General features: G+C 69.0%; 18 protein-coding genes and 1 pseudogene. 17 read left to right on the top strand and 2 right to left on the bottom strand.

Translation table 11 applies throughout. The annotated features are described in order from the left end of the window. Window positions 1–3 precede the first annotated feature (3 nt). From moaCB to AC5P7I_RS20005, 10 genes are all read left to right on the top strand, one after another. Complete coding sequence (gene moaCB / locus AC5P7I_RS20050) at window positions 4–1,002, top strand: bifunctional molybdenum cofactor biosynthesis protein MoaC/MoaB (RefSeq protein WP_262088181.1); 999 nt, start codon at window positions 4–6, stop codon at window positions 1,000–1,002. Beyond that, on the top strand, window positions 999–2,252 hold the full coding sequence (locus AC5P7I_RS20045; protein ID WP_262088180.1) for a molybdopterin molybdotransferase MoeA: 1,254 nt from the start codon (window positions 999–1,001) through the stop codon (window positions 2,250–2,252). The genes moaCB and AC5P7I_RS20045 overlap by 4 nt, the downstream gene beginning before the upstream one ends. Continuing rightward, complete coding sequence (locus AC5P7I_RS20040; RefSeq protein ID WP_005409914.1) at window positions 2,252–2,512, top strand: MoaD/ThiS family protein; 261 nt, start codon at window positions 2,252–2,254, stop codon at window positions 2,510–2,512. Before AC5P7I_RS20045 ends, AC5P7I_RS20040 begins: the two co-directional genes overlap by 1 nt. 3 nt (window positions 2,513–2,515) lie before the next feature. After that, the gene (locus tag AC5P7I_RS20035; RefSeq protein ID WP_262088179.1) at window positions 2,516–3,016 is read left to right on the top strand and encodes a molybdenum cofactor biosynthesis protein MoaE; all 501 of its coding nucleotides are present in this window, start codon (window positions 2,516–2,518) and stop codon (window positions 3,014–3,016) included. Next, complete coding sequence (gene mobA / locus AC5P7I_RS20030) at window positions 2,982–3,548, top strand: molybdenum cofactor guanylyltransferase (RefSeq protein WP_197557430.1); 567 nt, start codon at window positions 2,982–2,984, stop codon at window positions 3,546–3,548. Before AC5P7I_RS20035 ends, mobA begins: the two co-directional genes overlap by 35 nt. Next, the gene (locus tag AC5P7I_RS20025; protein WP_014647390.1) at window positions 3,545–3,910 is read left to right on the top strand and encodes a hypothetical protein; all 366 of its coding nucleotides are present in this window, start codon (window positions 3,545–3,547) and stop codon (window positions 3,908–3,910) included. The genes mobA and AC5P7I_RS20025 overlap by 4 nt, the downstream gene beginning before the upstream one ends. Window positions 3,911–3,978: 68 nt before the next feature. Then, window positions 3,979–4,755 carry a helix-turn-helix domain-containing protein gene (locus tag AC5P7I_RS20020; RefSeq protein ID WP_046430997.1) on the top strand — a complete coding sequence of 259 codons (777 nt, stop codon included), beginning with the start codon at window positions 3,979–3,981 and terminating at the stop codon, window positions 4,753–4,755. A gap of 18 nt (window positions 4,756–4,773) precedes the next feature. Then, the gene (gene modA / locus AC5P7I_RS20015; protein WP_134808966.1) at window positions 4,774–5,517 is read left to right on the top strand and encodes a molybdate ABC transporter substrate-binding protein; all 744 of its coding nucleotides are present in this window, start codon (window positions 4,774–4,776) and stop codon (window positions 5,515–5,517) included. A 3-nt stretch (window positions 5,518–5,520) separates the two neighbouring features. Further along, window positions 5,521–6,204, top strand: a complete 684-nt coding sequence (gene modB / locus AC5P7I_RS20010; RefSeq protein ID WP_005409908.1) for a molybdate ABC transporter permease subunit — start codon at window positions 5,521–5,523, stop codon at window positions 6,202–6,204. Then, the gene (locus tag AC5P7I_RS20005) at window positions 6,194–6,862 is read left to right on the top strand and encodes a sulfate/molybdate ABC transporter ATP-binding protein (protein ID WP_126412424.1); all 669 of its coding nucleotides are present in this window, start codon (window positions 6,194–6,196) and stop codon (window positions 6,860–6,862) included. The genes modB and AC5P7I_RS20005 overlap by 11 nt, the downstream gene beginning before the upstream one ends. A 93-nt stretch (window positions 6,863–6,955) precedes the next feature. Here the strand turns inward: AC5P7I_RS20005 and AC5P7I_RS20000 are convergent, their stop codons facing one another. Further along, the gene (locus AC5P7I_RS20000; RefSeq protein ID WP_164077146.1) at window positions 6,956–8,485 is read right to left on the bottom strand and encodes a flavodoxin domain-containing protein; all 1,530 of its coding nucleotides are present in this window, start codon (window positions 8,483–8,485) and stop codon (window positions 6,956–6,958) included. Further along, the gene (locus AC5P7I_RS19995) at window positions 8,482–8,910 is read right to left on the bottom strand and encodes a PAS domain S-box protein (RefSeq protein ID WP_164077145.1); all 429 of its coding nucleotides are present in this window, start codon (window positions 8,908–8,910) and stop codon (window positions 8,482–8,484) included. Before AC5P7I_RS19995 ends, AC5P7I_RS20000 begins: the two co-directional genes overlap by 4 nt. Before the next feature lie 441 nt (window positions 8,911–9,351). Here AC5P7I_RS19995 and glgA point away from each other — a divergent pair, with 441 nt between their 5' ends. The 7 genes and pseudogenes from glgA (at window position 9,352) to glgX (ending at window position 21,480) form a co-directional block, all read left to right on the top strand. Next, entirely contained in the window at window positions 9,352–10,878 is a 1,527-nt protein-coding gene (gene glgA, locus AC5P7I_RS19990) for a glycogen synthase GlgA (RefSeq protein ID WP_080354736.1), read from the top strand. After that, window positions 10,875–13,109 (top strand): 1,4-alpha-glucan branching enzyme, encoded by a 2,235-nt coding sequence (locus AC5P7I_RS19985; protein ID WP_262088178.1) that lies wholly within the window; start codon window positions 10,875–10,877, stop codon window positions 13,107–13,109. The genes glgA and AC5P7I_RS19985 overlap by 4 nt, the downstream gene beginning before the upstream one ends. Further along, window positions 13,106–14,824, top strand: a complete 1,719-nt coding sequence (treZ, locus tag AC5P7I_RS19980; RefSeq protein WP_164077143.1) for a malto-oligosyltrehalose trehalohydrolase — start codon at window positions 13,106–13,108, stop codon at window positions 14,822–14,824. Before AC5P7I_RS19985 ends, treZ begins: the two co-directional genes overlap by 4 nt. Next, a pseudogene (locus tag AC5P7I_RS19975) lies at window positions 14,821–16,664 on the top strand (4-alpha-glucanotransferase). The gene treZ and the pseudogene AC5P7I_RS19975 overlap by 4 nt, the downstream one beginning before the upstream one ends. Next, entirely contained in the window at window positions 16,661–19,234 is a 2,574-nt protein-coding gene (treY, locus tag AC5P7I_RS19970) for a malto-oligosyltrehalose synthase (protein WP_164077141.1), read from the top strand. Before AC5P7I_RS19975 ends, treY begins: the two are co-directional and overlap by 4 nt. Continuing rightward, on the top strand, window positions 19,203–19,373 hold the full coding sequence (locus tag AC5P7I_RS19965; RefSeq protein WP_014647380.1) for a DUF2934 domain-containing protein: 171 nt from the start codon (window positions 19,203–19,205) through the stop codon (window positions 19,371–19,373). Before treY ends, AC5P7I_RS19965 begins: the two co-directional genes overlap by 32 nt. After that, window positions 19,360–21,480, top strand: coding sequence for a glycogen debranching protein GlgX (glgX, locus tag AC5P7I_RS19960; RefSeq protein WP_014647379.1), 2,121 nt, complete (start codon window positions 19,360–19,362; stop codon window positions 21,478–21,480). The genes AC5P7I_RS19965 and glgX overlap by 14 nt, the downstream gene beginning before the upstream one ends. Window positions 21,481–21,517: the final 37 nt, after the last annotated feature.

The following is a 21,517-nucleotide window of genomic DNA, read 5'->3' as shown; positions in this document are numbered from 1 at the left end:
ACGATGAGTGGGGAATTGAACGCGGCCTTCCACATGGCCGATGTGCGCAACAAGCGCATCAGCCGCCGCCGTGCGGTGGCGGTGGGCGAGCTGCATGCCGGTCCAGTGGCCTATCCGCTGATTGTCGAGCGCCGCCTGCCCAAGGGCGATGCGCTGGTGATGGCCGAGATTGCCGGCCTGCAGGGCGCCAAGATGGCCTCGATGCTGATGCCGCTGTGCCACCCGCTGCCGCTGGAACTGGTGCAGGTGTTCTGCGCGCCGGTACCGGAACGGCAGGCGATCCGCGTGTGGTGCGAGTGCGCCAGCGAGGCGCGCACCGGCGTGGAGATGGAGGCACTGGCCGGCGTCAACGCGGCGCTGCTGACCCTGTACGACCTGAGCAAGCCGGTGGAGCCGGCGTTGCGCATCGAAGGCATCCGCCTGCTGTTCAAGGAGGGCGGCAAGCGCGGTGTCTGGCTGCACCCGGACGGCATGGACGAGGCCGAGCGTGAGCGGTTCAAGCCGCGTGCGCCGAAGGGCCTGGAAGGCGCGGCCTGCGCGGTGATCACGCTGAGCGATCGCGCCAGCGAAGGCACCTATGAGGATATCTCTGGACCGACCCTGGTGACCGGGCTGAAGAAGCTGGGTGGCGAGGTGGTGGTCACCGAAGTGCTGCTCGATGGCATCGAGCCGTTGGCCAGCCGCCTGCAGTCCTTGGCCGCCGAGGGCGTGCGCCTGTGCCTGTGTACCGGTGGTACCGGGCTGGGCCCGCGTGACCTGACCCCGGAGGCGCTGCGTTCGTTGAATGCGCGGCCGGTGCATGGCCTGGCGCAGATGGTGCGGGCACTGAGCGCACAGCACACGCCGATGGCCTGGCTGAGCCGCGCCGAGGTGGTGCAGCTGGGCAACATGCTGGTGTTTGCATTGCCGGGCAGCCCGAAGGCGGCGGCGCAGTGCCTGGACATCCTGGCGCCGGTACTGGGCCACGCCCTGGCGATGGTCGAGGGGGATGGCCACGCATGATCCCCTACAGCGATGCCTTGCAGCACCTGCTGGACGCGGCCACGCCGCTGCCGGCCGAACGCCTGCCGCTGCACGAGGCCGCGGGCCGCACGCTGGCCCGTGACATCCACAGCGCACAGTCGCTGCCGCCGTTCGACAATTCGGCGATGGACGGCTTCGCGCTGCGCGCCAACGGCGCGACGTTCGAGGCCGGTACCGAATTCGGGGTGCAGGGCTGGCAGGCGGCGGGCGATGCCGGTGCCGACGGCGGCGAGGGTGCCTGGGAAATCATGACCGGTGCGCGCATGCCGGTTGGCCTGGATACGGTGGTGCCGGTCGAGAATGTGGAGATCCTCACCAGCGAAGATGGACGCCCGACCCGCATCGCCCTGAAGGCATCGGTGAAGCCGGGCCAGAACGTGCGCCTGTGCGGCGAAGATGTGAGCGACGGCGAGCGTGTGCTGCAGGCCGGGCAGGTGCTGGACATCAACGCGCGCACCTTGCTGCATGCGATCGGCGTGGGCGAGGTGGCGGTGGTGGCGCGGCCAAAGGCAGCGGTGATCGCCACCGGCAAGGAGCTGGTGACCGAGGCGGCGCAGGCGCTGGAATCCGGGCAGATCCGTGACAGCAACCGGCCATACCTGGTCGGCCGCCTGCAGGCCGCCGGTGCCGAGGTGGTCTGGCAGGGCACGGTGGGCGATGAGGTGGCCGCCTTCAATGCCGTACTGGATCAAGCGCTGGACGCGGGTGCGCAGCTGTTGATCAGCACCGGCGCGGTGTCGGCCGGCCGCTACGATTTCATTCCCGACGCGCTGCGCGGCCGCGGTGCGCGCATCGTGTTCCACAAGGTGGCGATCCGCCCCGGCAAGCCGTTGCTGTTCGCGGTGCTGCCCAATGGCACGCTGTATTTCGGCCTGCCGGGCAACCCGGTGTCGGCTGCGGTGGGCCAGCGCTTCTTTGTCGAGCCGGTGCTGCGCCGCCTGCTGGGGCTGGCACCGGAGCAGGTGCTGATGTTGCCGCTGCAGGCCGACGTGCGCACGCCGCCGGGCCTGCGCTTCCATGCGCGGGCCCGGGTGGAAGTGGACGCGCAGGGCCGCCTGAGTGCGCGCGTGCTGGCAGGGCAGGAGTCGTTCCGTTTGATGTCCATGCTGCAGGCCAACGCCTGGGTGGTGCTGGACGGCGAGGGCGGTCTCGCCCCTGCCGGCACGCCAGTGCGCGTGCAGGGCTGGGGTCATCAGGACCCTGTGCAGCTGGCGAGCCAGGAGCCGTGATGAGACAGGTGAATCTGCAATTGTTCGGTGCGTTTTCCGATCTGGATGCCAGCCGCGAGATCGCCGTGGATGTAGCCGGTGGCACCGTGGCCGATCTGCGCCAGGCGCTGCGCGAGCTGCTGCCGCTGCGTTGGCCGGGTTTCCGTGCCGGCTTGCTGGATTACTCGGCATTCGCCGACCAGCAACGCGTGCTGCGCGACCACGAGGCGCTGCCCGACGATGGCCGGGTGGCGATCCTGCCGCCGGTGAGCGGGGGCTGAGCGATGAGCGAGACGATCATCGCCAAGGTCGTGGACCGCGCGCAGGCGGCAATCGATCCGGCCGAGGGCATCGCGGCGGTTTCCGATACGGGCTTCGGCGGCATCGACGTGTTCATCGGGAAGGTGCGCGACGTCAACGTGGGCCGGCGGGTGACCGGGATCACCTACGACCTGTTTGAACCGCTGGTGCTGAACGAATTCAAGCGCCTGGCCGCCGAGGTCGAAGCCACGTTCGGTCCGAAGCTGAAGCTGTATGTGGCGCATGCCAAGGGCCGGCTCGGCATCGGCGAGGTGGCGGTGGTAGTGGCCGCCGGCAGCCCGCACCGTGACGAGGCGTTCCGCGCCTGCCGGCAGTTGATCGAGGTGGTCAAGCACCAGTGCCCGATCTGGAAGCAGGAGCATTACGAGGACGGCGACAGCGCGTGGAGCGAGGGTTGCAGCCTGTGCCATGCGGACGGCGAACCCGGCCATGACCATGCGCACGATCACGAACATCCCCATTGATGGCATCGTGCTGGCCGGCGGCCTGTCCAGCCGGATGGGCCGCGACAAGGCGCTGCTGCCCTGGCACGGCCGCACGCTGCTGGAACACATGCGCGGCCTGCTGCTGCAGGCCGGCGCCGGGAGGGTATGGGTGAGCGGCGACTACCCAGCTTTTGGTGGCATCCCGGACCGGGTCGCACGCTGCGGCCCGCTGGGCGGCCTCTACAGTGTGGCGATGCAGATGCCAGACGGCCCCGCCTGGGTGGTGCCGGTCGATACGCCGCGGGTGACACCCGCGCTGTTGCAGCGGCTGCAGGCCGATCAAGGGCGTGCCTGCACGGTATTCGACGATGAACCGTTGCCGATGCGGTTGCAGATCGATGATCATTGCCGCCGCGTGCTGCAGGCCTTGATCGATGATCCGACGGCGCGCCGTTCACTGCGCGCCCTGCAGGAACGCCTGGGCGTAATCCGGCTGCCATTGGCACCGGAGGATCAGGCGTTGCTGCTCAACTGCAACACCCCGTCGGAATGGGAGTCCATCACAGCATGAAGGTCCAGCTGCAACAGCAATCGATGCGCCTGCGCGTGGATGAAGAAGAACTGGCAGGATTGCTGGCCGGCGAATCAGTGGAGAACCTGACGCGCTTTGGTGGCAGCGGTGGCTGGGGCGTGGCGCTGTCGCTGCATGCCGGCGATCAGGCGGTGCTGCTCGATGGCGGGACATTCTGCCGGTTGGTACTGCCTCGCCAGGCCGTTGAGTCGCTGGCGGGCAGGCTGCCCTGCCGGGATGGGCTGGGCTTCGGTATCGCGTTGGATGACGACAGCATGCTGCAGCTGCAGTTCGACGTGGACGTGCGCGACAGCATGCGGCAGCGTGGCCCGCAGCGGCGTTCCGAACCCGCGCCAGAGTAGGTGCACGTTGCGCAGGGCCGGGCGGTGCGCTGTCGTATGATGAGGGCCTTCGTTCCTGCCTCGCTGCAATGCCTCTGAACCCCTCCGCTCCCTCTGCGTCCCGGCCGGCCACGCCCAATCCGGCAGCGGCCGACGACGGAGACGCGCTGCACTTCTGCAGCACCTGTGCGTTCTCCGACGCCTGCATGTCGCAGGGCTACGACAAGACCGCGCTGGGCGAACTGCATGTGCTGGTCGACCACGTCGGCCCGTTCCAGGCCGGCGACTACCTGTTCCGTGCCGGCGATCCATTCGACTCGATCGCCGCGGTGCGTGCCGGTATGGTCAAGACGTTCGTCGATGACAGCCAGGGCAACGAGCAGGTGCTGGGTTTCAGCCTGCCGGGCGAGGTGATCGGGCTCAATGCCATCCACGGCGCGCGCTTCCCTTGCAACGCCGTGGCCCTGGACACCGTCTACCTGTGCCGGATCTCGTTTCCGCGATTGAGCCTGCTGGCCACGCGCATGCCGGGGTTGCAGGCGCGGCTGTTCAGCCTGCTCAGCGCCGAGATCGGCAAGGTCGCCACGCTGGCCGCCAACCATCGCACCGAGGAGCGCATGGCGGCGTTCCTGCTGGATCTTTCCGAGCGCTATGCCCGGCGCGGATTCTCCGCCACCCGTTTCAACCTGAGCATGGCCCGCACCGAGATCGCCAACTACCTGCGGATGGCGCCGGAGACGGTGAGCCGGGTACTGCGCCGCTTGAGCGACGACGGTGTGATTGCGGTGAACCAACGTGAGATGCTGTTGCTGGACCCGGACCGGCTGGCGGAACTGGCCGTAGCCCGGGACGCCGGACTGGACTGATCAGGCAGGGGGCTGGGCATGAAGCGAGCGGCATTGTTGTGGCTGGGCCTGCTGGCCACGGTACCGGCCTGGGCGGCCGACCTGACGGTGTCGGCGGCGTCGAGCCTGACCGAGAGCTTCCGCGAACTGGGTGCGGCCTATGAGAAGACGCATCCGGGAACCAAGGTCGATTTCAACTTCGCCGCCTCTGGCGTACTGCTGCAGCAGATCAGCCGCGGCGCGCCGGTGGATGTGTTCGCGTCGGCCGATGAAGCCACCATGGACCAGGCCCAGCAGCAGGACCTGCTGGCGGCCGGCAGCCGCGCGGTGTTCGCGGTGAACGCGCTGTGGGTGGTGGCGCCGCCGCAGGCCAGGGCCGCGCCGCGCAGCTTGAAGGACCTGGCCGGTGCCGGCGTGCAACGCATCGCACTGGGCAACCCGGACAGCGTGCCGGTCGGCCGCTATGCCAAGGGCGCGCTGGAAGCGGCCGGCCTGTGGCCGTCGGTGCAGGGCCGGATCATCACCACGCAGAACGTGCGCCAGTCGCTGGATTACGTGGCGCGCGGTGAAGTGGATGCCGGCTTCGTCTATGCCACTGACGCGCAGGCCATGCCGGACCGGGTACGCCGTGCCTTCGTGGTACCGGTGTCCGGGCGCATCGCCTATCCGCTGGCGGTGACCAGGGCAAGCGCGCAGCCGGCAGAGGCCAAGCGGTTTGTCGCCTTCGTGCGTTCGGCGCAGGGCCAGGCGATCCTGGCCCGGCACGGATTCGGCAAGCCCTGACGCATGGATCTGGACTGGAGTGCATTGGGGTTGTCGCTGAAGGTGGCCGGCTGGGCCACCGCGATCAACCTGGTGCTGGGCGTGGCGCTGGGCGCGCTGCTGGCGCGTCGGCGCTTTCCCGGCCGTGAGCTGCTGGATTCGCTGTTGACCCTGCCGATGGTGCTGCCACCAACGGTGCTGGGGTATTACCTGCTGGTGCTGATCGGTCGCAACGGCCCGATCGGCGCGTGGCTGCAGTCGTGGTTCGGCATCAACCTGGTGTTCACCTGGCAGGCTGCGGTGATTGCGGCGGCGGTGGCTTCGCTGCCGCTGGTGTTCAAGCCGGCACGCGCGGCGTTCGAGGAAGTGGACGGACAGCTGGAGCAGGCCGCGCGGACGCTGGGTGTGTCCGAAGCGGCGGTGTTCTTCCGCGTCACGCTGCCGCTGGCCTGGCGCGGCATTCTTGCCGGCCTGTTGCTGGCGTTTGCACGCGCGATGGGTGAATTCGGCGCGACGTTGATGGTGGCCGGCAGCATTCCGGGCCGGACGCAGACGTTGTCGATCGCCATCTACGAGGCGGTGCAGGCCGGTCAGGACGGCAAGGCCAATGCGCTGGTGATCCTGACCTCGGTGGTGTGCATCGTGATCCTGTTGCTGGCTGCGCGGTTGGTGGGCGGACGTCGCCGGGAGCTGCGTGATGTGGCTTGACCTGCAGGTGCAGCGTCGCCTGCAGGCGGCCGGCCAGGATTTCGTGTTGGACGTATCGCTGCAGTGCACGCAGCGGCAGGTGGTGCTGTTCGGACCCTCCGGCGCCGGCAAGAGCTTGACCCTGAAGGCGGTGGCCGGACTGCTGCGGCCAGGCCAGGGCCATGTGCGCCTGCAGGGGCAGACCCTGTTCGATACGGCCACCGGCGTGGACCTGCCACCGCAGCGCCGTCGGCTGGGCTACGTGTTCCAGGATTACGCGTTGTTCCCGCACCTGAGCGTGCGCCAGAACGTGGCGTTCGGGCTGCAGAAGGGATGGCTGAATCCGCGGATCGGCCAGCGCTTCGACGCGGTGGAACAGTGGTTGCACGCCTTCCGCATCGACGCGGTGGGCGATCTGCTGCCATCACAGATTTCCGGCGGACAGCGCCAGCGTACCGCGCTGGCGCGCGCGCTGGTGACACAGCCGCAGGCGCTGCTGCTGGATGAACCGTTTTCCGCGCTGGACCATGATCTTCGCCATCATCTGCGCCAGGAGCTGGAGACCGTGCTGGACAGGACCGGCATTCCGCTGCTGTTGATCAGCCATGACCCGCAGGATGTGGCCATGTTCGGCCAGCAGGTGGCGCGCGTGGTGGACGGCCGCATTGTCGACGGTTGACGTGCACCTGTAGAGCCGAGCCCATGCTCGGCAGCTCTGCGCGACAACGCCAACAGCAGCCGAGCGTGGGCTCGGCTCTACAGGATCAACGGATCAGTACAATTCACAGTGCGTGCGGCCTTCATTGCGCAGCGTGTCCCAGTGGCCTTCGCCGCCGATGGCATCGATGGCCTCGCGCACCGCGCTTTCCAGGTGGCGCTTGTTGCCGCACAGGTACAGATGCCCACCGCGGGCCAGCACATCGCGCACTTCATCGCCGCGCTGCTGCAGCACATGCTGCACATAGATCTTTTCGGCGCCATCGCGCGAGAACGCGGTATGCAGGCCGGCCAGCACGCCACGCGTGCGCCAGTCCAGCAGCTGGTCACGGTACAGGTAGTCGTGCTGGCGGTGCTTCTCGCCAAACACCAGGTGCACTTCGCGTTCGCAGGCGTTGGCCTGCAGTTCCTGCAGCAGGCCCATCAAGGGTGCGATACCAGTACCGGTACCGACCAGCAGCAGCGGTGCCTCGCCGGTATCGGGCAGGTGGAAGCCGGGGTTGGAGCGGCAGTACACACGGGCATGGTCGCCTCCATGCAGGAGGCTGCCGGTGGCAGTGCCGAAGCGTTCGCGGCCGCGCAGGGTGTAGCGCACTTCGCGCAGGCACAGGCTCAGCTGGTCGTCGCACGGGTGCGAGGCGATCGAATAGGCACGCGGCAGCCGCGGTGACAGCAGTTCGCGCAGCCGGGCAAGCGGCACGCTGTCCGGCGTGGCGTGGTCCTGCAGCACGTCCAGCAGGTCCAGGCCGTGCAGGTAGGCGTCCAGCTCGCGCTTCTGGCTGACCTTCAGCAGGCCCTTCAGTGCCTCACTACCGCCCAGCCGGGCCAGTTCGCGCAGCACGCCCTTGCTCAGCAGGCGCAGCTCGCGGTCGTGCAGGGCGGCCACGGCGGCGGTGTCGCCGTACCAGGTGGCCAACGCCTGCAGCAGGGCAGGATCGTTCCCGGGTACTACGTGCAGGGTGTCGCCCGCGCGATAGGCCATGCCACTGCCGGCAATGTCCAGTTGCAGGTGCCACGCGGCCGGGTCGCTGCTGTTCAAGCGGCGGCGTTCGAGGATGCGCGCGGCAAAGGCATTGTCTTCGCCATAGGCGGTGACCTGCAGGTGCAGGTGCTGGCCAGCGCTGAGGTCACCCTCCAGCACCTGGCCCAGCACCGGCTGCCATTGCTGGAAGAACTGCTCGTAGCCCAGATCGGCGTCCACCCGCTGCAGCAGCGGCTGGGCCTGGCGCTCGCTCAATGCAGCATCCAGCGCCTTGGTGAAGCCGCAGAAGCTCGGGTAGCCGGTGTCACCAAGGCCGAACACCGCATAGCGCAGGCCGCGCAGCGTCGGGGTCTGGCGCAGTGTTTCGAAGAACTGCTCGCCATTGGCCGGCGGTTCGCCATCGCCGAACGAGCTGGAGATTGCCAGCAGCACATCGCCTTGGCCGAGACTGGCCACGTCGATGTCGTTGAACGGGAGTACCTGCGGCCCGTGCAGCTGCAGGCCCGCGCCCAGGCGCTGGGCCAGGGCGCGGGCGTTGCCCGACTCGGACGCAAAACCCACCAGCAGGCGGCTGAAGGGCGTACTGGTCGGGAGAGCGTTCACGCGGCCTCGTAGAAGTCGTCGAACTTTTCCTTGCTGAACTCGACCAGGTCGTAGTTCTGCATCAGGTCGTTCACCACGCGGCGGATGCTGATGTACGAGGTGATGTTGCCGTCGGCGTCGAACAGCGGCTGCACGGTGGTGTCGACCACGTAGAGCACGCCGCCTTTGCCAAGGTTGGGCACGATGCCGGTCCAGGTCTTGCCGGCCTTGATGGTGTCCCACATGTCCTTGTAGACGGCCTTGGGCACGTCCGGGTGGCGCACGATGCTGTGCGGCTGGCCGATCAGTTCCTCGCGGGCGAAGCCGGTGAGCGTGCAGAACAGGTCATTGGCGTAGGTGATGTTGCCCTGCATGTCGGTGGTGGAGATCACCATGACGTTCTGCATGGCGTTCAGCAGCTGGGCGTTGTCGGGGGTGTAGCTCATCGCAGGGTCCTTGTGGATGCCGGCAGTGCCGGCGTGTTCGGGTCCTGCATAGAAATACGCCCGCGCGGCGGCGGGCGGTTTGACATTGGTCAAGCGCGTCGCTCGATGGCCTGCGACCGGGTGTCGCAGGAAGAATCCCTGTAGAGCCGAGCCCATGCTCGGCTCACGGGGCAAACGGGATTGCCGGCAGCCGGGCGCGGGCTCGGCTCTACAGGAGAGACACGGGCAGGAGGCGGGCGCCTGTCATGTGTACTGAGCTCATGACGCCTTGTCACAAAGAAATCGCCATGGCTTCACGGTTGATTGATCGCATGGAGGGCTATTGTCGTCCTGAGCCTCTCGCTGACGTCCCCCACGTCCTGCGTCGACTTCCTTCCCAGCACAAGCGCCCGTCCGGGCGCCGCTGGCGTCTGTCTGCCTGAAGCATCCGAGATCATCCCCATGGCCCGCGCCGCCCAGTCCGCTTCACCCGTTGCGATCTCTCCGCTCACGCCCGTGCCGATCGGCACTCGCCGCGGCCACTCGCAACCGTTGGATCTCCCAGAACTGGTGCAGCGCGTGCTGTTCGTCGCCACCGAGATGGCTGACTTCATCAAGGCCGGCGGACTGGGTGATGTGGCCGCGGCGTTGCCGCGTGCGGTGCGCGGTGCATGTGATTCGCGCGTGCTGCTGCCCGGCTACCCGGAGGTTCTGCAGCGCCTGCCACAGCTGCGACCGGTGGGGCGGGTCAGCGCCCGAGCCGGGTTGCCCGCGTGCACGATCGGCATGGCGGTGCAGGCCGACGGCCTTCCTATCTACGTGCTGCTGTCGCCTGGGCTGTACGAGCGCGAGGGCTCGCCCTACGTGGATGGGCAGGGACAGGAGTGGAAAGACAACGCGGTCCGCTTCGCCACGCTTTCGCATGCGGCTGCGGAGATTGCGGCCGGGCGTGCCGGGCTGGACTGGGCGCCGCAGCTGCTGCACCTGAATGACTGGCCGGTGGCCATGGCTGCCGCCTACGTACGTTGGGACCGGACAGCCGTGCCGACCCTGCTGACCATCCACAACCTGGCCTACCAGGGGCTGTTCCCCTACGCGCTTGCGCCGGTGCTGGGCGTGCCGGCCGAACACCTGGATGAACTGCACTTCCACGGGCAGATGTCGTTCCTGCAGGGCGGCATCACCAATGCCACGCGGCTGAACACGGTCAGCCTGCGCTACGCGCAGCAGATCACCGCCCCGGATGACGGCTGCGGGCTGCATGACCTGTTGGCGCGCCGGGCGGCCGGCGGACACCTGAGTGGCATCGTCAACGGCATCGACGCCAGCTGGGATCCACGCCGCGACATCCACCTCAAGGCCCATTTCGGCATCGGCGAATGGACCGGGCGCGCCACCAACGCGCATGCGGTGCGCAAGGCGTTCGGGCTGGCGCCGTCGACCGGCCCGCTGTTCGCGGTGGTCTCCCGCCTGGTGCACCAGAAAGGCCTGGACATCACCTGCGATGTGGCACCGCAGATCGTGGCGGCCGGCGGCCAGCTGGTCATCATCGGCGGCGGCGAGCCGCAGGTGGAAGCGCAGGTGCAGGCGCTGGCCCGGCGCTACCCCGGACGGGTGGGCGCATTCATCGGCTTCGAAGAGGCGCTGGCCCGCCAGATGTTTGCCGGCGCCGACTTCCTGCTGATGCCTTCACGCTTCGAACCCTGCGGGCTGAGCCAGATGTACGCGCAGCGCTTCGGCTGCCTGCCCATCGCACACGCGACCGGCGGGCTGGTGGATACCGTCGAGGATGGCGTGACCGGATTCCTGTTCCACGGCGCCAATGCCGATGGCCTGCGCCGCTGCGTGGAACGGGCGATGCGCACCTTCCGCCTGCCCGGCCTGCTGCAGGCCATGCGCCGCGCCGCCATGCTGCGGCCGGGTGGCTGGGATGCGGCCGGTCGCGCGTATCTGGCCCTGTACCAGCAGACCTGCCAGGTGGCCGCATGAGCCACGACAGCCTGCATCTGGCCGCCCTGGAGGATGAAGCGATCACGGAGACGGGATTGGATCAGCGTATCGCCCCGGCGCTGCAGGACCTCGTCCACGCGCGCCCGGCCGATGCATTCGCCTGGCTGGGCCCGCATCGCCAGCCAGAAGGCGGACGCCAGCTGCGCGTGCTGGTGCCGCATGCGCAGCGCGTCGAGGTGATTGCAGACGATGGGCGGCGCTGGAACCTGTCCCCTGGCCCGTTGCACGGCCTGTTCGAGGGCGCGGCCGGTGACGCGGCGATACCGCTGCTTGCCCTGCATTTCGAACAGGGCGTGGAGCAGGTGCACGATGCCTATGCGTTCGGTCCACTGTTGGACGAAGCCCTGCTGCAGCGGTTCCATGCCGGTGATGCCGATGCGGCGCGGCAGCTGGGTGCGGTGCCGATGCAGGTGCAGGGCATTGCGGGCGTGCGCTTCGCGGTGTGGGCGCCCAATGCCCAGCGGGTCGCCGTGGTTGGCGATTTCAACGGGTGGGACGGCCGACGCCATCCGATGCGGCTGCGTCACACCGCCGGCGTGTGGGAGCTGTTCCTGCCGGGCGTGCAGGCCGGTGCCCGCTACAAATTCCGCATCGTCGGCGCCGACGGCCGGGTGATGCCCGACAAGTTCGATCCGATGGCGCGCTGGGCCGAGCTGCCACCGGCGACCGCATCGCGGGTGCCTTCGGCTGGGCAAATGGAGTGGCACGATGATGCTTGGTTGGCGGCCCGCCGCCTGGCCGGAACCTGCGCACCGCTGTCGATCTACGAAGTGCATGCGGGTTCCTGGCAGCGCAGCGACGATGGTGCGCCGCTGGACTGGGATGCCCTGGCCGACCGGTTGATTCCGTACGTGGCCGGTCTTGGCTTCACCCATATCGAGCTGTTGCCGGTGAGCGAGCATCCCTTCGGCGGTTCCTGGGGCTATCAGCCGCTGGGGATCTACGCGCCGACGGCACGCCACGGCACGCCACAGGCCTTTGCACGCTTCGTGGACCGCTGTCACCAGGCCGGCGTGGGAGTGATCGTGGACTGGGTGAGCGCGCACTTCCCCAACGATGCGCATGGCCTGGCCGGGTTCGATGGCACCGCGCTGTACGAGCATGCCGACCCGCGCGAAGGGGTGCACGCCGACTGGGACACGCTGATCTACAACTACGGCCGCAACGAAGTGGCCGCCTACCTGATCGGCAGTGCGTTGGAGTGGGTGGAGCGCTTCCATGTCGACGGTCTGCGCGTGGACGCCGTAGCGTCGATGCTGTACCGGGATTACAGCCGTGCCGAGGGGGAGTGGGTACCCAACGAGCAGGGCGGGCGCGAGAACCTGCAGGCGGTCGCTTTCCTGCGGCGGATGAACCAGACGCTGCGGGAGCGCTTCCCGGACGTGCTGGTGATCGCCGAGGAATCCACCGCGTGGCCGGGGGTGACAGCGCCGGTGGAGGAGGGCGGGCTTGGCTTCACCCACAAGTGGAACATGGGCTGGATGCACGACACCCTGCAGTACCTGGGGCGCGATCCGGTCCATCGTTCGCATCACCACAGCCAGATCAGCTTCGGCCTGGTCTACGCCTTCTCCGAACGGTTCGTGCTGCCGCTGTCCCACGACGAGGTGGTGCATGGCAAGGGGGCGCTGCTGGCCAAGATGGCGGGCGAGCCGGCACAGCGGCTGGCCCAGCTGCGCGCGTATTACGGCTTCATGTGGGCGCACCCGGGCAGCAAACTGCTGTTCATGGGCGGCGAGTTCGGCCAGGGCCATGAGTGGTCGCACGATGCGGCACTGGACTGGGCACGGGCGGCCAGCAGCGAGGGCCAGGGCCTGTCGCGCCTGGTGGGCGACCTCAATAACGTGCTCCGCGCCGAACCGGCGTTGCATCGCGACGAACGCGACGAACGCGGCTTCGACTGGAGCGTGGCGGACGACAGTCGCAACAGCGTCTACGCCTTCATCCGCCGGGATCCTGCCGGCAGCGGCCGCACCCTGCTGGTGGTGAGCAACTTCACCCCGCTGCGTCGCGACGGCTACCGGGTCGGGGTGCCGCAACCGGGGCGCTGGAGCGAACGGCTCAACACCGACAGCGCGTATTACGGTGGCGGCAATGCGGGAAACCTCGGCGCAGTGCATACCGAGCCGAGGCCGATGCACGGCCACGCGCAGTCGCTGCGGCTCACGCTGCCGCCGCTGTCCACGCTCTACCTGCAGGTTGATGCATGACCACAGTGGCCCCGCGCCTGGGCGCTTGGCCGGTGGCCGGTGACGGGGTGGAGTTCCGCGTGTGGGCACCGGGCGCAAGGACGATGGCGCTGTGCCTGCAAGGCACCCAGCGGCCGATGCAGCGCGACCCGGACGGCTGCCACTGGCTGCGAATACCGGCATCGCATGGCGACCGCTACCGGTTCCGCCTGCCTTCTGGCCAGGACGTGCCCGACCCGGCCTCGCGCTGGCAGCCGGACGGCATCGACGGCGACAGCGCGGTGGTGCTGGATACGGAGGCAGCGCGGCCTGCCTGGCAGGGGCATGCCTGGCAGGACCTGGTGATCTATGAGGTGCATATCGAGGCCGGGGGCGGCTTCGCGGCGTTGACCGCGCAACTGCCGATGCTGGCCGCGCTGGGCATCACCGCCATTGAACTGATGCCGGTCGCGCAGTTTCCCGGCCAGCGCAACTGGGGCTACGACGGCGTGTTCCCGTATGCGCCGGCCCATGCCTATGGCGGGCCGGCAGCGCTGAGGGCCTTCATCGAAGCGGCGCACGATGCAGGGCTGTCGGTGCTGCTGGATGTGGTCTACAACCACTTCGGACCACAGGGCAACCACCTGCGCGACTACGCGCGCGGGTTCTTCCGTGACGACCGCAGCACGCCGTGGGGCGAGGCCATCGACTTCTGCCAGCCCTGGGTGCGGCGCTTTTTCATCGACAACGCGCTGATGTGGTTGCGCGACTACGGCTTCGATGGCCTGCGCTTGGACGCGGTGCACGCCATTGACGATGACCGTTTCCTGCAGCAGCTGGCCGATGAGGTACGCGCGGTGGCCCCGCACGCGCACTTGGTGCTGGAGAACGAGCGCAACCAGGCGCGGTGGCTGCGCGGCGCCTACCAGGGGCAGTGGAACGATGACTTCCACAATGCGCTGCACGTGATGCTGACCGGCGAGCAGGAAGGCTATTACGCGGCCTATGCCGGTCGCGCCGAAGCACTGCTGGCGCGCTGCCTGGCCGAAGGATTCGCCTGGCAGGGTGAACCGGACCTGCGCGGCAATCCCCGCGGCGAACCCAGCGCCGACCTGTCGCCCGCGCGTTTTGTGGTATTCGCGCAGAACCATGACCAGGTGGGCAACCGCGCTTTCGGCGAGCGCCTGTCGATGCTGACCGATCCTGCGCCGCTGCGCGCGGCGCTGGCGCTGACCCTGCTGACGCCGATGATCCCGCTGCTGTTCATGGGCGAGCCGTGGCAGGCGCAATCGCCCTTCCTGTTCTTCACCGACTACGCGCCGCCGCTGGACGAGGCGGTGCGTGAAGGGCGTCGCCGTGAGTTCGCTGGTTTCAGCGCCTTTGCCGACGCCGCCGCGCGCGCGCGTATTCCGGACCCGAACGATGCGGCGACCCTGCAGGCGTCGTACACGCCGCCGCCCGGCGATGATCCCTGGTCGCAGCACTGGCTGCGCTGCTCGGGTGAATTCCTCGGCCTGCGCAGGCGCTATCTGCAGCCGGGCCTGCTGCAGGCGCGGTCGCTGGGCGCGCGCGTGCTTGGCCAAGGCGCGGTGCAGGCGGGCTGGCAGTTGCCATCGGGCCAATGGTGGATCGCGATCAACGTGGGCCCTGTGCCGGTGGCGCATGCGGTGCCGGCCGGCGAGTACGTCGTGGGGCCGGACGCTGCCGGGATGCTGCCGGCAGGCGGCGGCGTGCTGGCCTGCTGGGTCGCCGCATGAATACGGATGCAGCGGTGCGGGAGACGGCCCGCCGTGCGGGCCTGCTGGTCCGCTGGACCGACGTGGCCGGTGCCGCGCGCGAGGTCGCGCCGGACGTGCTGCGCGCCGTGCTGGAGGGGCTGCAGTGCGAGGCGGTGCCCGAGCACGCTGGCCTGCGCACGGCCTGCTGCGGACAGCTGCTGGTGATGCCGGAGGCAGCCGGCGCAGCGTGCTGGGTGGATGAGCAGGGCGCAGCGTTGCCCGCCCGTGCCGATGCGCAGGGCCGCTGGCGCGTGCCGGACCAGCCGGGTTACTGGCAGTGGCGCCGGGGCGACCAGCAACAGGCGGTTGCGGTGGCGCCACAGCGTGCCTGGTGGCCGCGGGGCACGCTGCGCGGCTGGGGCCTGTCGGCGCAGGTCTACAGCCTGCGCGCGCCCGGTGATGCCGGCATCGGTGACAGTGCCGGCTGTGCACGATGGAGCGAGCTGCTGCACCGGCACGGCGGCGACGCACTGGCGTTGAGCCCGCTGCACGCGGGCATGCCACCGGGCCCAGGCTACAGCCCCTATTCGCCCAGCGACCGGCGCTGGCTCGACCCGCTGCAGGTCTCCCTGCCGCAGGTATTGCCCGATGCCGCCAACAGCGTGCTGGGCGGGGACGAGGCGCTGGCGGCGGCGGTGGAAGCGGGAACTGCCGCACGTCGCATTGACTGGCCGCACTCGGCGGCAGTGAAGTGGCGCTGGATACGGCAGGTTCGCCAATGGATTGCAGCGCAGGCACCGTCGCAGCACGCACAGATCGAAACCTGGCGTGCCATGCAGGGCGATCCGCTACGGCACTATTGCCAGCATGCCGCCGACCGGTTCACCGGCAGCGCGGACGACCACGCGTTTGCGCAGTGGTTGGCACAGCAGGGCTGGGCGCAGGTACACGCCACGCTGCGCGACGAGGGCGCTTCGATCGGGTTGATTGCCGACCTGGCCGTGGGCTGCGCGCCGCAGGGCGTGGAGGCACGCACCGGGGGGCTGATCTGCTGCAGGGACTTGAGCTGGGTGCGCCGCCGGACGCGTTCAATCCGCTCGGCCAGGCCTGGGGCATCACCAGCTGGTCACCGATGGCGTTGCTGCGCGAGGGCTTCGCCCCCTACCTTCGCGTGCTGCGCGCCGTGATGTCCGGCCGCGGCGGGCTTCGCATCGATCACATCCTGGGCCTGCTGCGGCTGTGGGTGTTGCCCCGTGGCGCGGACGCCGGGCAGGGCGTGTACCTGCGCTATCCGTTCGATGATCTGATCAACCTGCTGGTGCTGGAGTCCTGGCGGCATCGCTGCGTGCTGATCGGCGAAGACCTGGGCGTGGTTCCGCCGGGCATGCGCCAGCGGCTGGCAGCCCGGGGCATTCTGGGCATCGAGGTGCTGCCGTTCGCCCGCAACGGCGCGCGCTTCCTGCCGGCGCCGCAGTGGCGCCGCGATGCAGTGGCCATGCCCTCCACCCATGACCTGCCACCGCTGGCCGGTTGGCTGCGCGGGCGTGACCTGCGCTGGCGCGCACGCCTGGGTGAGCTGGCGGATCTGCCAGCGGCACTGCGCGCGCGTGCCAGCGACGCGCAGGCACTGTCTGCGGTGGTTGGCGGCGAGGGCGCGCCGCTGGACGCCAGGGCGTTGTCTCTGGTCGCCCACGCGGCGTCCCGGCTGGCGTTGCTGCCGCTGGAAGACGCGCTGGGCGGTCGCGCACAGGTGAACCTGCCAGGCACCGTCGGCGGCCATCCCAACTGGCGCCGCCGCCTGCCGCCGACGTGGGATGCTGACGCGGCCGATGCGCGCTTGGCGCGCCTGAGTGCCACGCGCCGCAGGACCGGGCAATGACGGGGTTGCGTGCCACCGCGCGCCTGCAGCTGCACGCAGGCTTCGACCTCGGGGCGGCTGCCGCGCAGGTGCCGTACTACGCCGCGCTGGGCGTCAGCCACCTTTACCTGTCACCGATCGCTGCGGCGGTGCCCGGGTCGACGCATGGCTACGATGGCATCGACCCGGCTCGCATCAATCCGGAACTGGGCGGTGAAGCGGGCTTCCGGCAGCTGGCGGAAGTGACGCGCGCGCACGGCATGGGCCTGATCCTGGACATCGTGCCCAACCATCTGGCGGCGTCCCCGCACAGCCAGTGGTGGAGCGATGTGCTGATGCACGGGCCTCGAAGCCCGCACGCAGCATGGTTTGACATCGAGTGGGAGGCGCCGGGCTGCGAGGGCCGGCTCTGGCTGCCGGTACTGGACCGGCCGTTGCACGACGCGGTACGCGACGGCGTGGTGCGCGTGGTGGTGGACAACGCGCGGCCCGTGCTGCGCCACCATGGCCTGGCATTGCCGTTGTCGCCGCGCAGCCATCCGCTGGAACCCGCGCAGTGGCCGGCGTGGGCCGAACGCTGCAACCGCAGCGTTGAACGGTTGCACACGCTGCTGCAGCGGCAGCACTACCGTCTGGCCTGGTGGCGCACGGCCGGCGATCAGGTGAACTACCGGCGCTTTTTCGATATCAACGAACTGGCCGCGCTGCGGGTGGAGCGCGAGGATGTGTTCGAGGCAGTGCATGCGCTGCCGCTGCGGCTGGTACGCGAGGGATGGGTGGACGGCCTGCGCATCGACCACGTGGATGGCCTGTCCTGCCCGGGCGCGTACCTGCAGCGCCTGCGTGAATCGCTCGACGCCGCCTGCGCGGCCGGCGGTCGTGACCCGCAGACCGTCAGCCTGCATGTGGAGAAGATACTGGCCGAGGGCGAGCAGCTGCCCGACGGCTGGGCCTGCGACGGCACCACCGGCTATGACTTCATGGACCAGGCCGGGGCCTGGTTGCACGATCCGGCGGCTGCACCCGCGCTCTCGCGCACGTGGCAGGCGCTGGGCGGTGACCCGCGCAGCTTCGACCGGATCCAGCAGGACGCCCGCGCCATGTTGCTGCGCCAAGGCCTTCATGCCGACTTCCAGCGGCTGCTGCGCAGCGCGCAGCAGGTCCTGCAGCCGCGGCTGGCCGAAGCCGATATCGGAGTGGCTGCGCTGGCCCGCGCATTGGCTTCCGTGCTGGGGCATTACCGCACCTACCGGCCCTATTCGCTGCAGGGGGCGGGTGAACGAAAGGCGCTGGCGGACGCTGCCGCCGCAGCGCGCCTGGCACTGGACGGTGCCGCACGCGCGGCGCTGGACCTGTTGCTGGCAGCGCTTGCCGGCGAGGCGCAGGCCGAGCGCGTGCTGCGTGCGCGTTTCGGTCAACTGGCCGCGCCGTTGAATGCCAAGTCGGTGGAAGACACCGGGTTCTATCGCTATTTCAGGCTGCTCTCGCGCAACGACGTCGGCAGTGATCCACAGCGGCTGGGCATGGAGGGGCGCGCGCTGCTGGAACACGCCGCCGCGCGCCTGCGTCGCCATCCCAGGGCGTTGCTTGCGCTTGCGACCCACGATCACAAGCGCGGCGCCGACAGCCGGGCAAGGCTGGCGGTTCTCAGTACCTGCACGTTCGAATGGCGGGACGCTGTGCGGCGCTGGAACCGGATGTTGACCCGCGCCGGCGCGCCGATGCCATTGCCGGGTGCCGAGGCCTACGCACTGTGGCAGGCGCTCGTGGCCGCATGGCCGATGCACGGTGCCCCTGGCGCCGACTTCGCCTCGAGGATGGTGCAATGGCTGACCAAGGCATTGCGCGAGGGCAAGCGGGTCAGCAGCTGGTCAGACCCGGATGTGGCCGTGGAGGAGGCCGCCGCGCAGTGGCTGCACGCGCTGCTGGACGCAGCGCCCTTGCAGCCGGTGCGCGAGGCGCTGGCGACGTTCGTGGCGCGCATCGCGCCGGCCGGCGCCTGCAACGGCCTGGCGCAGCTGTGCCTGCAGCACTGCCTGCCCGGCGTGCCCGACCTCTACCAGGGCGGCGAAGGCTGGGACCTGAGCCTGGTGGACCCGGACAACCGGCGTGCCGTGGACTATCCAGCGCGGCAGGCGTGGCTGCGCGATACGCGCGGGTGGCCCGCGCTGCTGGAAGACTGGCGGGACGGTGGCATCAAGGCATTCCTGCTGCGGCAATTGCTGGAGTGCCGCCGCAGGCACCCGCACCTGTTCCTGCATGGCCAGTTGCAGCCGCTGTCCGCGCCTGCGCGCTCGCCGTGGCTGGCGTTCACGCGCAGGCATCAAGCGCAGGTGCTGCTGGTGATCGTGCGGCGGGGTTCGCCCGCCGCCGTGCCTGGGCCCAGCCTGCACGCCGCGCACGACGTCGGCACCGGCGTAGCACTGCACGGTGTGCCGACAGGCCCCATGCGCAACCTCCTGGACGGGCGCATCGAACATTTCAACGCAACCGCGGACGTGGGCAGGCTTCTGGCTGGCAGCCCGCTGGCGATATGGATCAACGAGGAGACAGGTAGGGATGGACAGCAGGGAACGACGGCAGCGGATTGAGGCATTGGCCCACCAGATCTGGGAAGCGGAGGGGCGCCCGGACGATCAGCAGCAGCGGCACTGGCACATGGCCGAGCGCCTGGTGGAGGCCGAGATTGCCGCGGCGCGCGGCGAGGAGGGCACCGATGGCCAGCCGTAAGTGGACGCAGACCTCGCGCGTGCGCGAAGGCCGGCCGTTCCCGCTGGGCGCGACGTGGGACGGGCTGGGCGTGAACTTTGCGCTGTACTCGCGGCATGCCACCCGGGTGGAGCTGTGCCTGTTCGATGCGCGCAACCGTGAAGTCGAGCGCATCGTCCTGCCTGAGTACACCAACGAGATCTGGCACGGCTACCTGCCGGACGTGCGGCCCGGGCAACGCTATGGCTATCGGGTGCACGGCCCGTATGCGCCGGAGGAGGGGCATCGCTTCAATCCCAACAAACTGTTGCTGGACCCCTACGCCAAGCAGATCGTCGGCGAGCTGAAGTGGGCGCCGCACCTGTTCGGCTACACCTTGGGCCACCGCGATGGCGATCTCAGTTTCGACCGCCGCGACAGCGCCAGCTACATGCCACGCTGCGCGGTGATCGATCCGGCCTTCAGCTGGGGTGTCGAACGTGCACCCGCAACGCCCTGGGACCGGACCGTGATCTACGAAGCGCACGTGCGCGGACTGACCATGCAGCACCCCGATGTTCCGCAGGCCGAGCGCGGCACTTTCTCTGCCCTGCGCCACGACGCGGTGGTCGACCACCTCAGCCATCTGGGGGTGACCGCCATCGAGCTGCTGCCGGTGCATGCCTACGTGGATGACCAGCAGCTGCTCGAACGCGGGCTGCGCAACTACTGGGGGTACAACACCATCGGCTTCTTCGCGCCGCAGCCACGCTACCTCTCGCTGGGCACCGTGGCCGAGTTCAAGCAGATGGTCGCGCGGCTGCACAGTGCCGGCATCGAAGTGATCCTGGACGTGGTCTACAACCACACCGCCGAAGGCAATGAGCTGGGCCCTACGCTGTCCTTCAAGGGCATCGACAATGCCAGCTACTACCGCCTGGCCGATGATCGCCGCTATTACATCAACGATACCGGCACCGGCAACACGTTCGACCTGACCAATGCCGGCGCGCTGCGCATGGTGATGGACTCGCTGCGCTACTGGGTGACCGAGATGCGGGTGGATGGGTTCCGTTTCGACCTGGCCACCATCCTTGGCCGCGAGCGGCATGGCTTCGATGCCTCGGGCAGTTTCCTTGATGCGGTACGCCAGGACCCGATCCTGAGCCAGGTGAAGCTGATTGCCGAGCCATGGGACATCGGCCCTGGCGGCTATCAACTGGGCCAGTTCCCGCCGGGCTGGGCGGAATGGAACGACCGCTTCCGCGATACGGTACGCGCGCTCTGGCGCGGCGATGGCGGCCAGTTGCCGGAATTCGCCACGCGCTTCACCGGCTCGGCCGACCTGTTCGAACATCATGGCAGGCGGCCCTCGGCCAGCATCAACCTGGTGACGGCGCACGATGGGTTCACCCTGCACGATCTGGTGAGCTACAACGATCGCCACAACGAGGCCAACGGCGAAGACAACCGCGATGGCCACTCGCACAACCTCTCCAGCAACCACGGTGTGGAGGGCGACACCGATGATGCGGCGATTCTCTCGTTGCGTGCGCGGCAGATGCGCAACCTGCTGGCCACGCTGCTGTTCGCGCAGGGCACGCCGATGCTGCTGGCCGGCGATGAGTTCGGCCATTCGCAGCAGGGCAACAACAACGCCTACTGCCAGGACAACCCGCTGAGCTGGATCGACTGGGAGCGTGCGGCATCGCCGGCTGCACAGGCGCAGGTGGCGTTCGTACGCCGGGCGCTGTCGCTGCGCCGACGCTATGGCCTGCTGCGCAGGAACCGGTTCCTGCGCGGCGAATACGATGAAGCGCTGGGCCTGCGCGATATCGACTGGCGGCATCCTGACGGCCGCAGCATGGAGGAAGCGGACTGGCATGACGCAGGGCTGCGTGCGCTGCTGATCGTGCTGGACGGCCGCAGCCCGGACAGCGGCCTGCGCGAGCCCGGGCGGCATGTCAGCCTGGCCCTGCTGTTGAACGCCGGAGACCAGCCGCAGCGGTTCAGTGTGTCGGATGAAGCCTTGTCGTTCCGGCGCGTACTCCTGCAGACCGACGAAACGCCGTTGGAGCCGGATGAAGCAGGTGCCTGGACCCTGCCGCCGCGCAGCCTGTGCCTGCTTGCGGCCAGCAGCAGCGCCTGACGGCAGCGCGCGTACAGGCGGTGCTGCGATGACTGGC

The sequence above is a fragment of the Stenotrophomonas sp. YJH_SMC_138 genome (assembly GCF_059369855.1).
The sequence above is the reverse complement of the archived record's forward strand: the minus strand, read 5'-3'. Positions and strand labels throughout refer to the sequence as shown.

What these genes read in the sequence shown, in the direction of transcription:
- AC5P7I_RS20005 (WP_126412424.1), top strand. Translation starts at nt 6,194, where the DNA reads ATGTGGCTTGACCTGCAGGTGCAGCGTCGCCTGCAGGCGGCCGGCCAG.
- AC5P7I_RS20025 (WP_014647390.1), top strand. Translation starts at nt 3,545, where the DNA reads ATGAAGGTCCAGCTGCAACAGCAATCGATGCGCCTGCGCGTGGATGAA.
- treZ (WP_164077143.1), top strand. Translation starts at nt 13,106, where the DNA reads ATGACCACAGTGGCCCCGCGCCTGGGCGCTTGGCCGGTGGCCGGTGAC.
- glgA (WP_080354736.1), top strand. Translation starts at nt 9,352, where the DNA reads ATGGCCCGCGCCGCCCAGTCCGCTTCACCCGTTGCGATCTCTCCGCTC.
- AC5P7I_RS20035 (WP_262088179.1), top strand. Translation starts at nt 2,516, where the DNA reads ATGAGCGAGACGATCATCGCCAAGGTCGTGGACCGCGCGCAGGCGGCA.
- mobA (WP_197557430.1), top strand. Translation starts at nt 2,982, where the DNA reads ATGACCATGCGCACGATCACGAACATCCCCATTGATGGCATCGTGCTG.
- modA (WP_134808966.1), top strand. Translation starts at nt 4,774, where the DNA reads ATGAAGCGAGCGGCATTGTTGTGGCTGGGCCTGCTGGCCACGGTACCG.
- moaCB (WP_262088181.1), top strand. Translation starts at nt 4, where the DNA reads ATGAGTGGGGAATTGAACGCGGCCTTCCACATGGCCGATGTGCGCAAC.
- glgX (WP_014647379.1), top strand. Translation starts at nt 19,360, where the DNA reads ATGGCCAGCCGTAAGTGGACGCAGACCTCGCGCGTGCGCGAAGGCCGG.
- modB (WP_005409908.1), top strand. Translation starts at nt 5,521, where the DNA reads ATGGATCTGGACTGGAGTGCATTGGGGTTGTCGCTGAAGGTGGCCGGC.
- AC5P7I_RS19985 (WP_262088178.1), top strand. Translation starts at nt 10,875, where the DNA reads ATGAGCCACGACAGCCTGCATCTGGCCGCCCTGGAGGATGAAGCGATC.
- AC5P7I_RS20045 (WP_262088180.1), top strand. Translation starts at nt 999, where the DNA reads ATGATCCCCTACAGCGATGCCTTGCAGCACCTGCTGGACGCGGCCACG.
- AC5P7I_RS19995 (WP_164077145.1), bottom strand. Translation starts at nt 8,910, where the DNA reads ATGAGCTACACCCCCGACAACGCCCAGCTGCTGAACGCCATGCAGAAC.
- AC5P7I_RS19965 (WP_014647380.1), top strand. Translation starts at nt 19,203, where the DNA reads ATGGACAGCAGGGAACGACGGCAGCGGATTGAGGCATTGGCCCACCAG.
- AC5P7I_RS20040 (WP_005409914.1), top strand. Translation starts at nt 2,252, where the DNA reads ATGAGACAGGTGAATCTGCAATTGTTCGGTGCGTTTTCCGATCTGGAT.
- AC5P7I_RS20020 (WP_046430997.1), top strand. Translation starts at nt 3,979, where the DNA reads ATGCCTCTGAACCCCTCCGCTCCCTCTGCGTCCCGGCCGGCCACGCCC.
- treY (WP_164077141.1), top strand. Translation starts at nt 16,661, where the DNA reads ATGACGGGGTTGCGTGCCACCGCGCGCCTGCAGCTGCACGCAGGCTTC.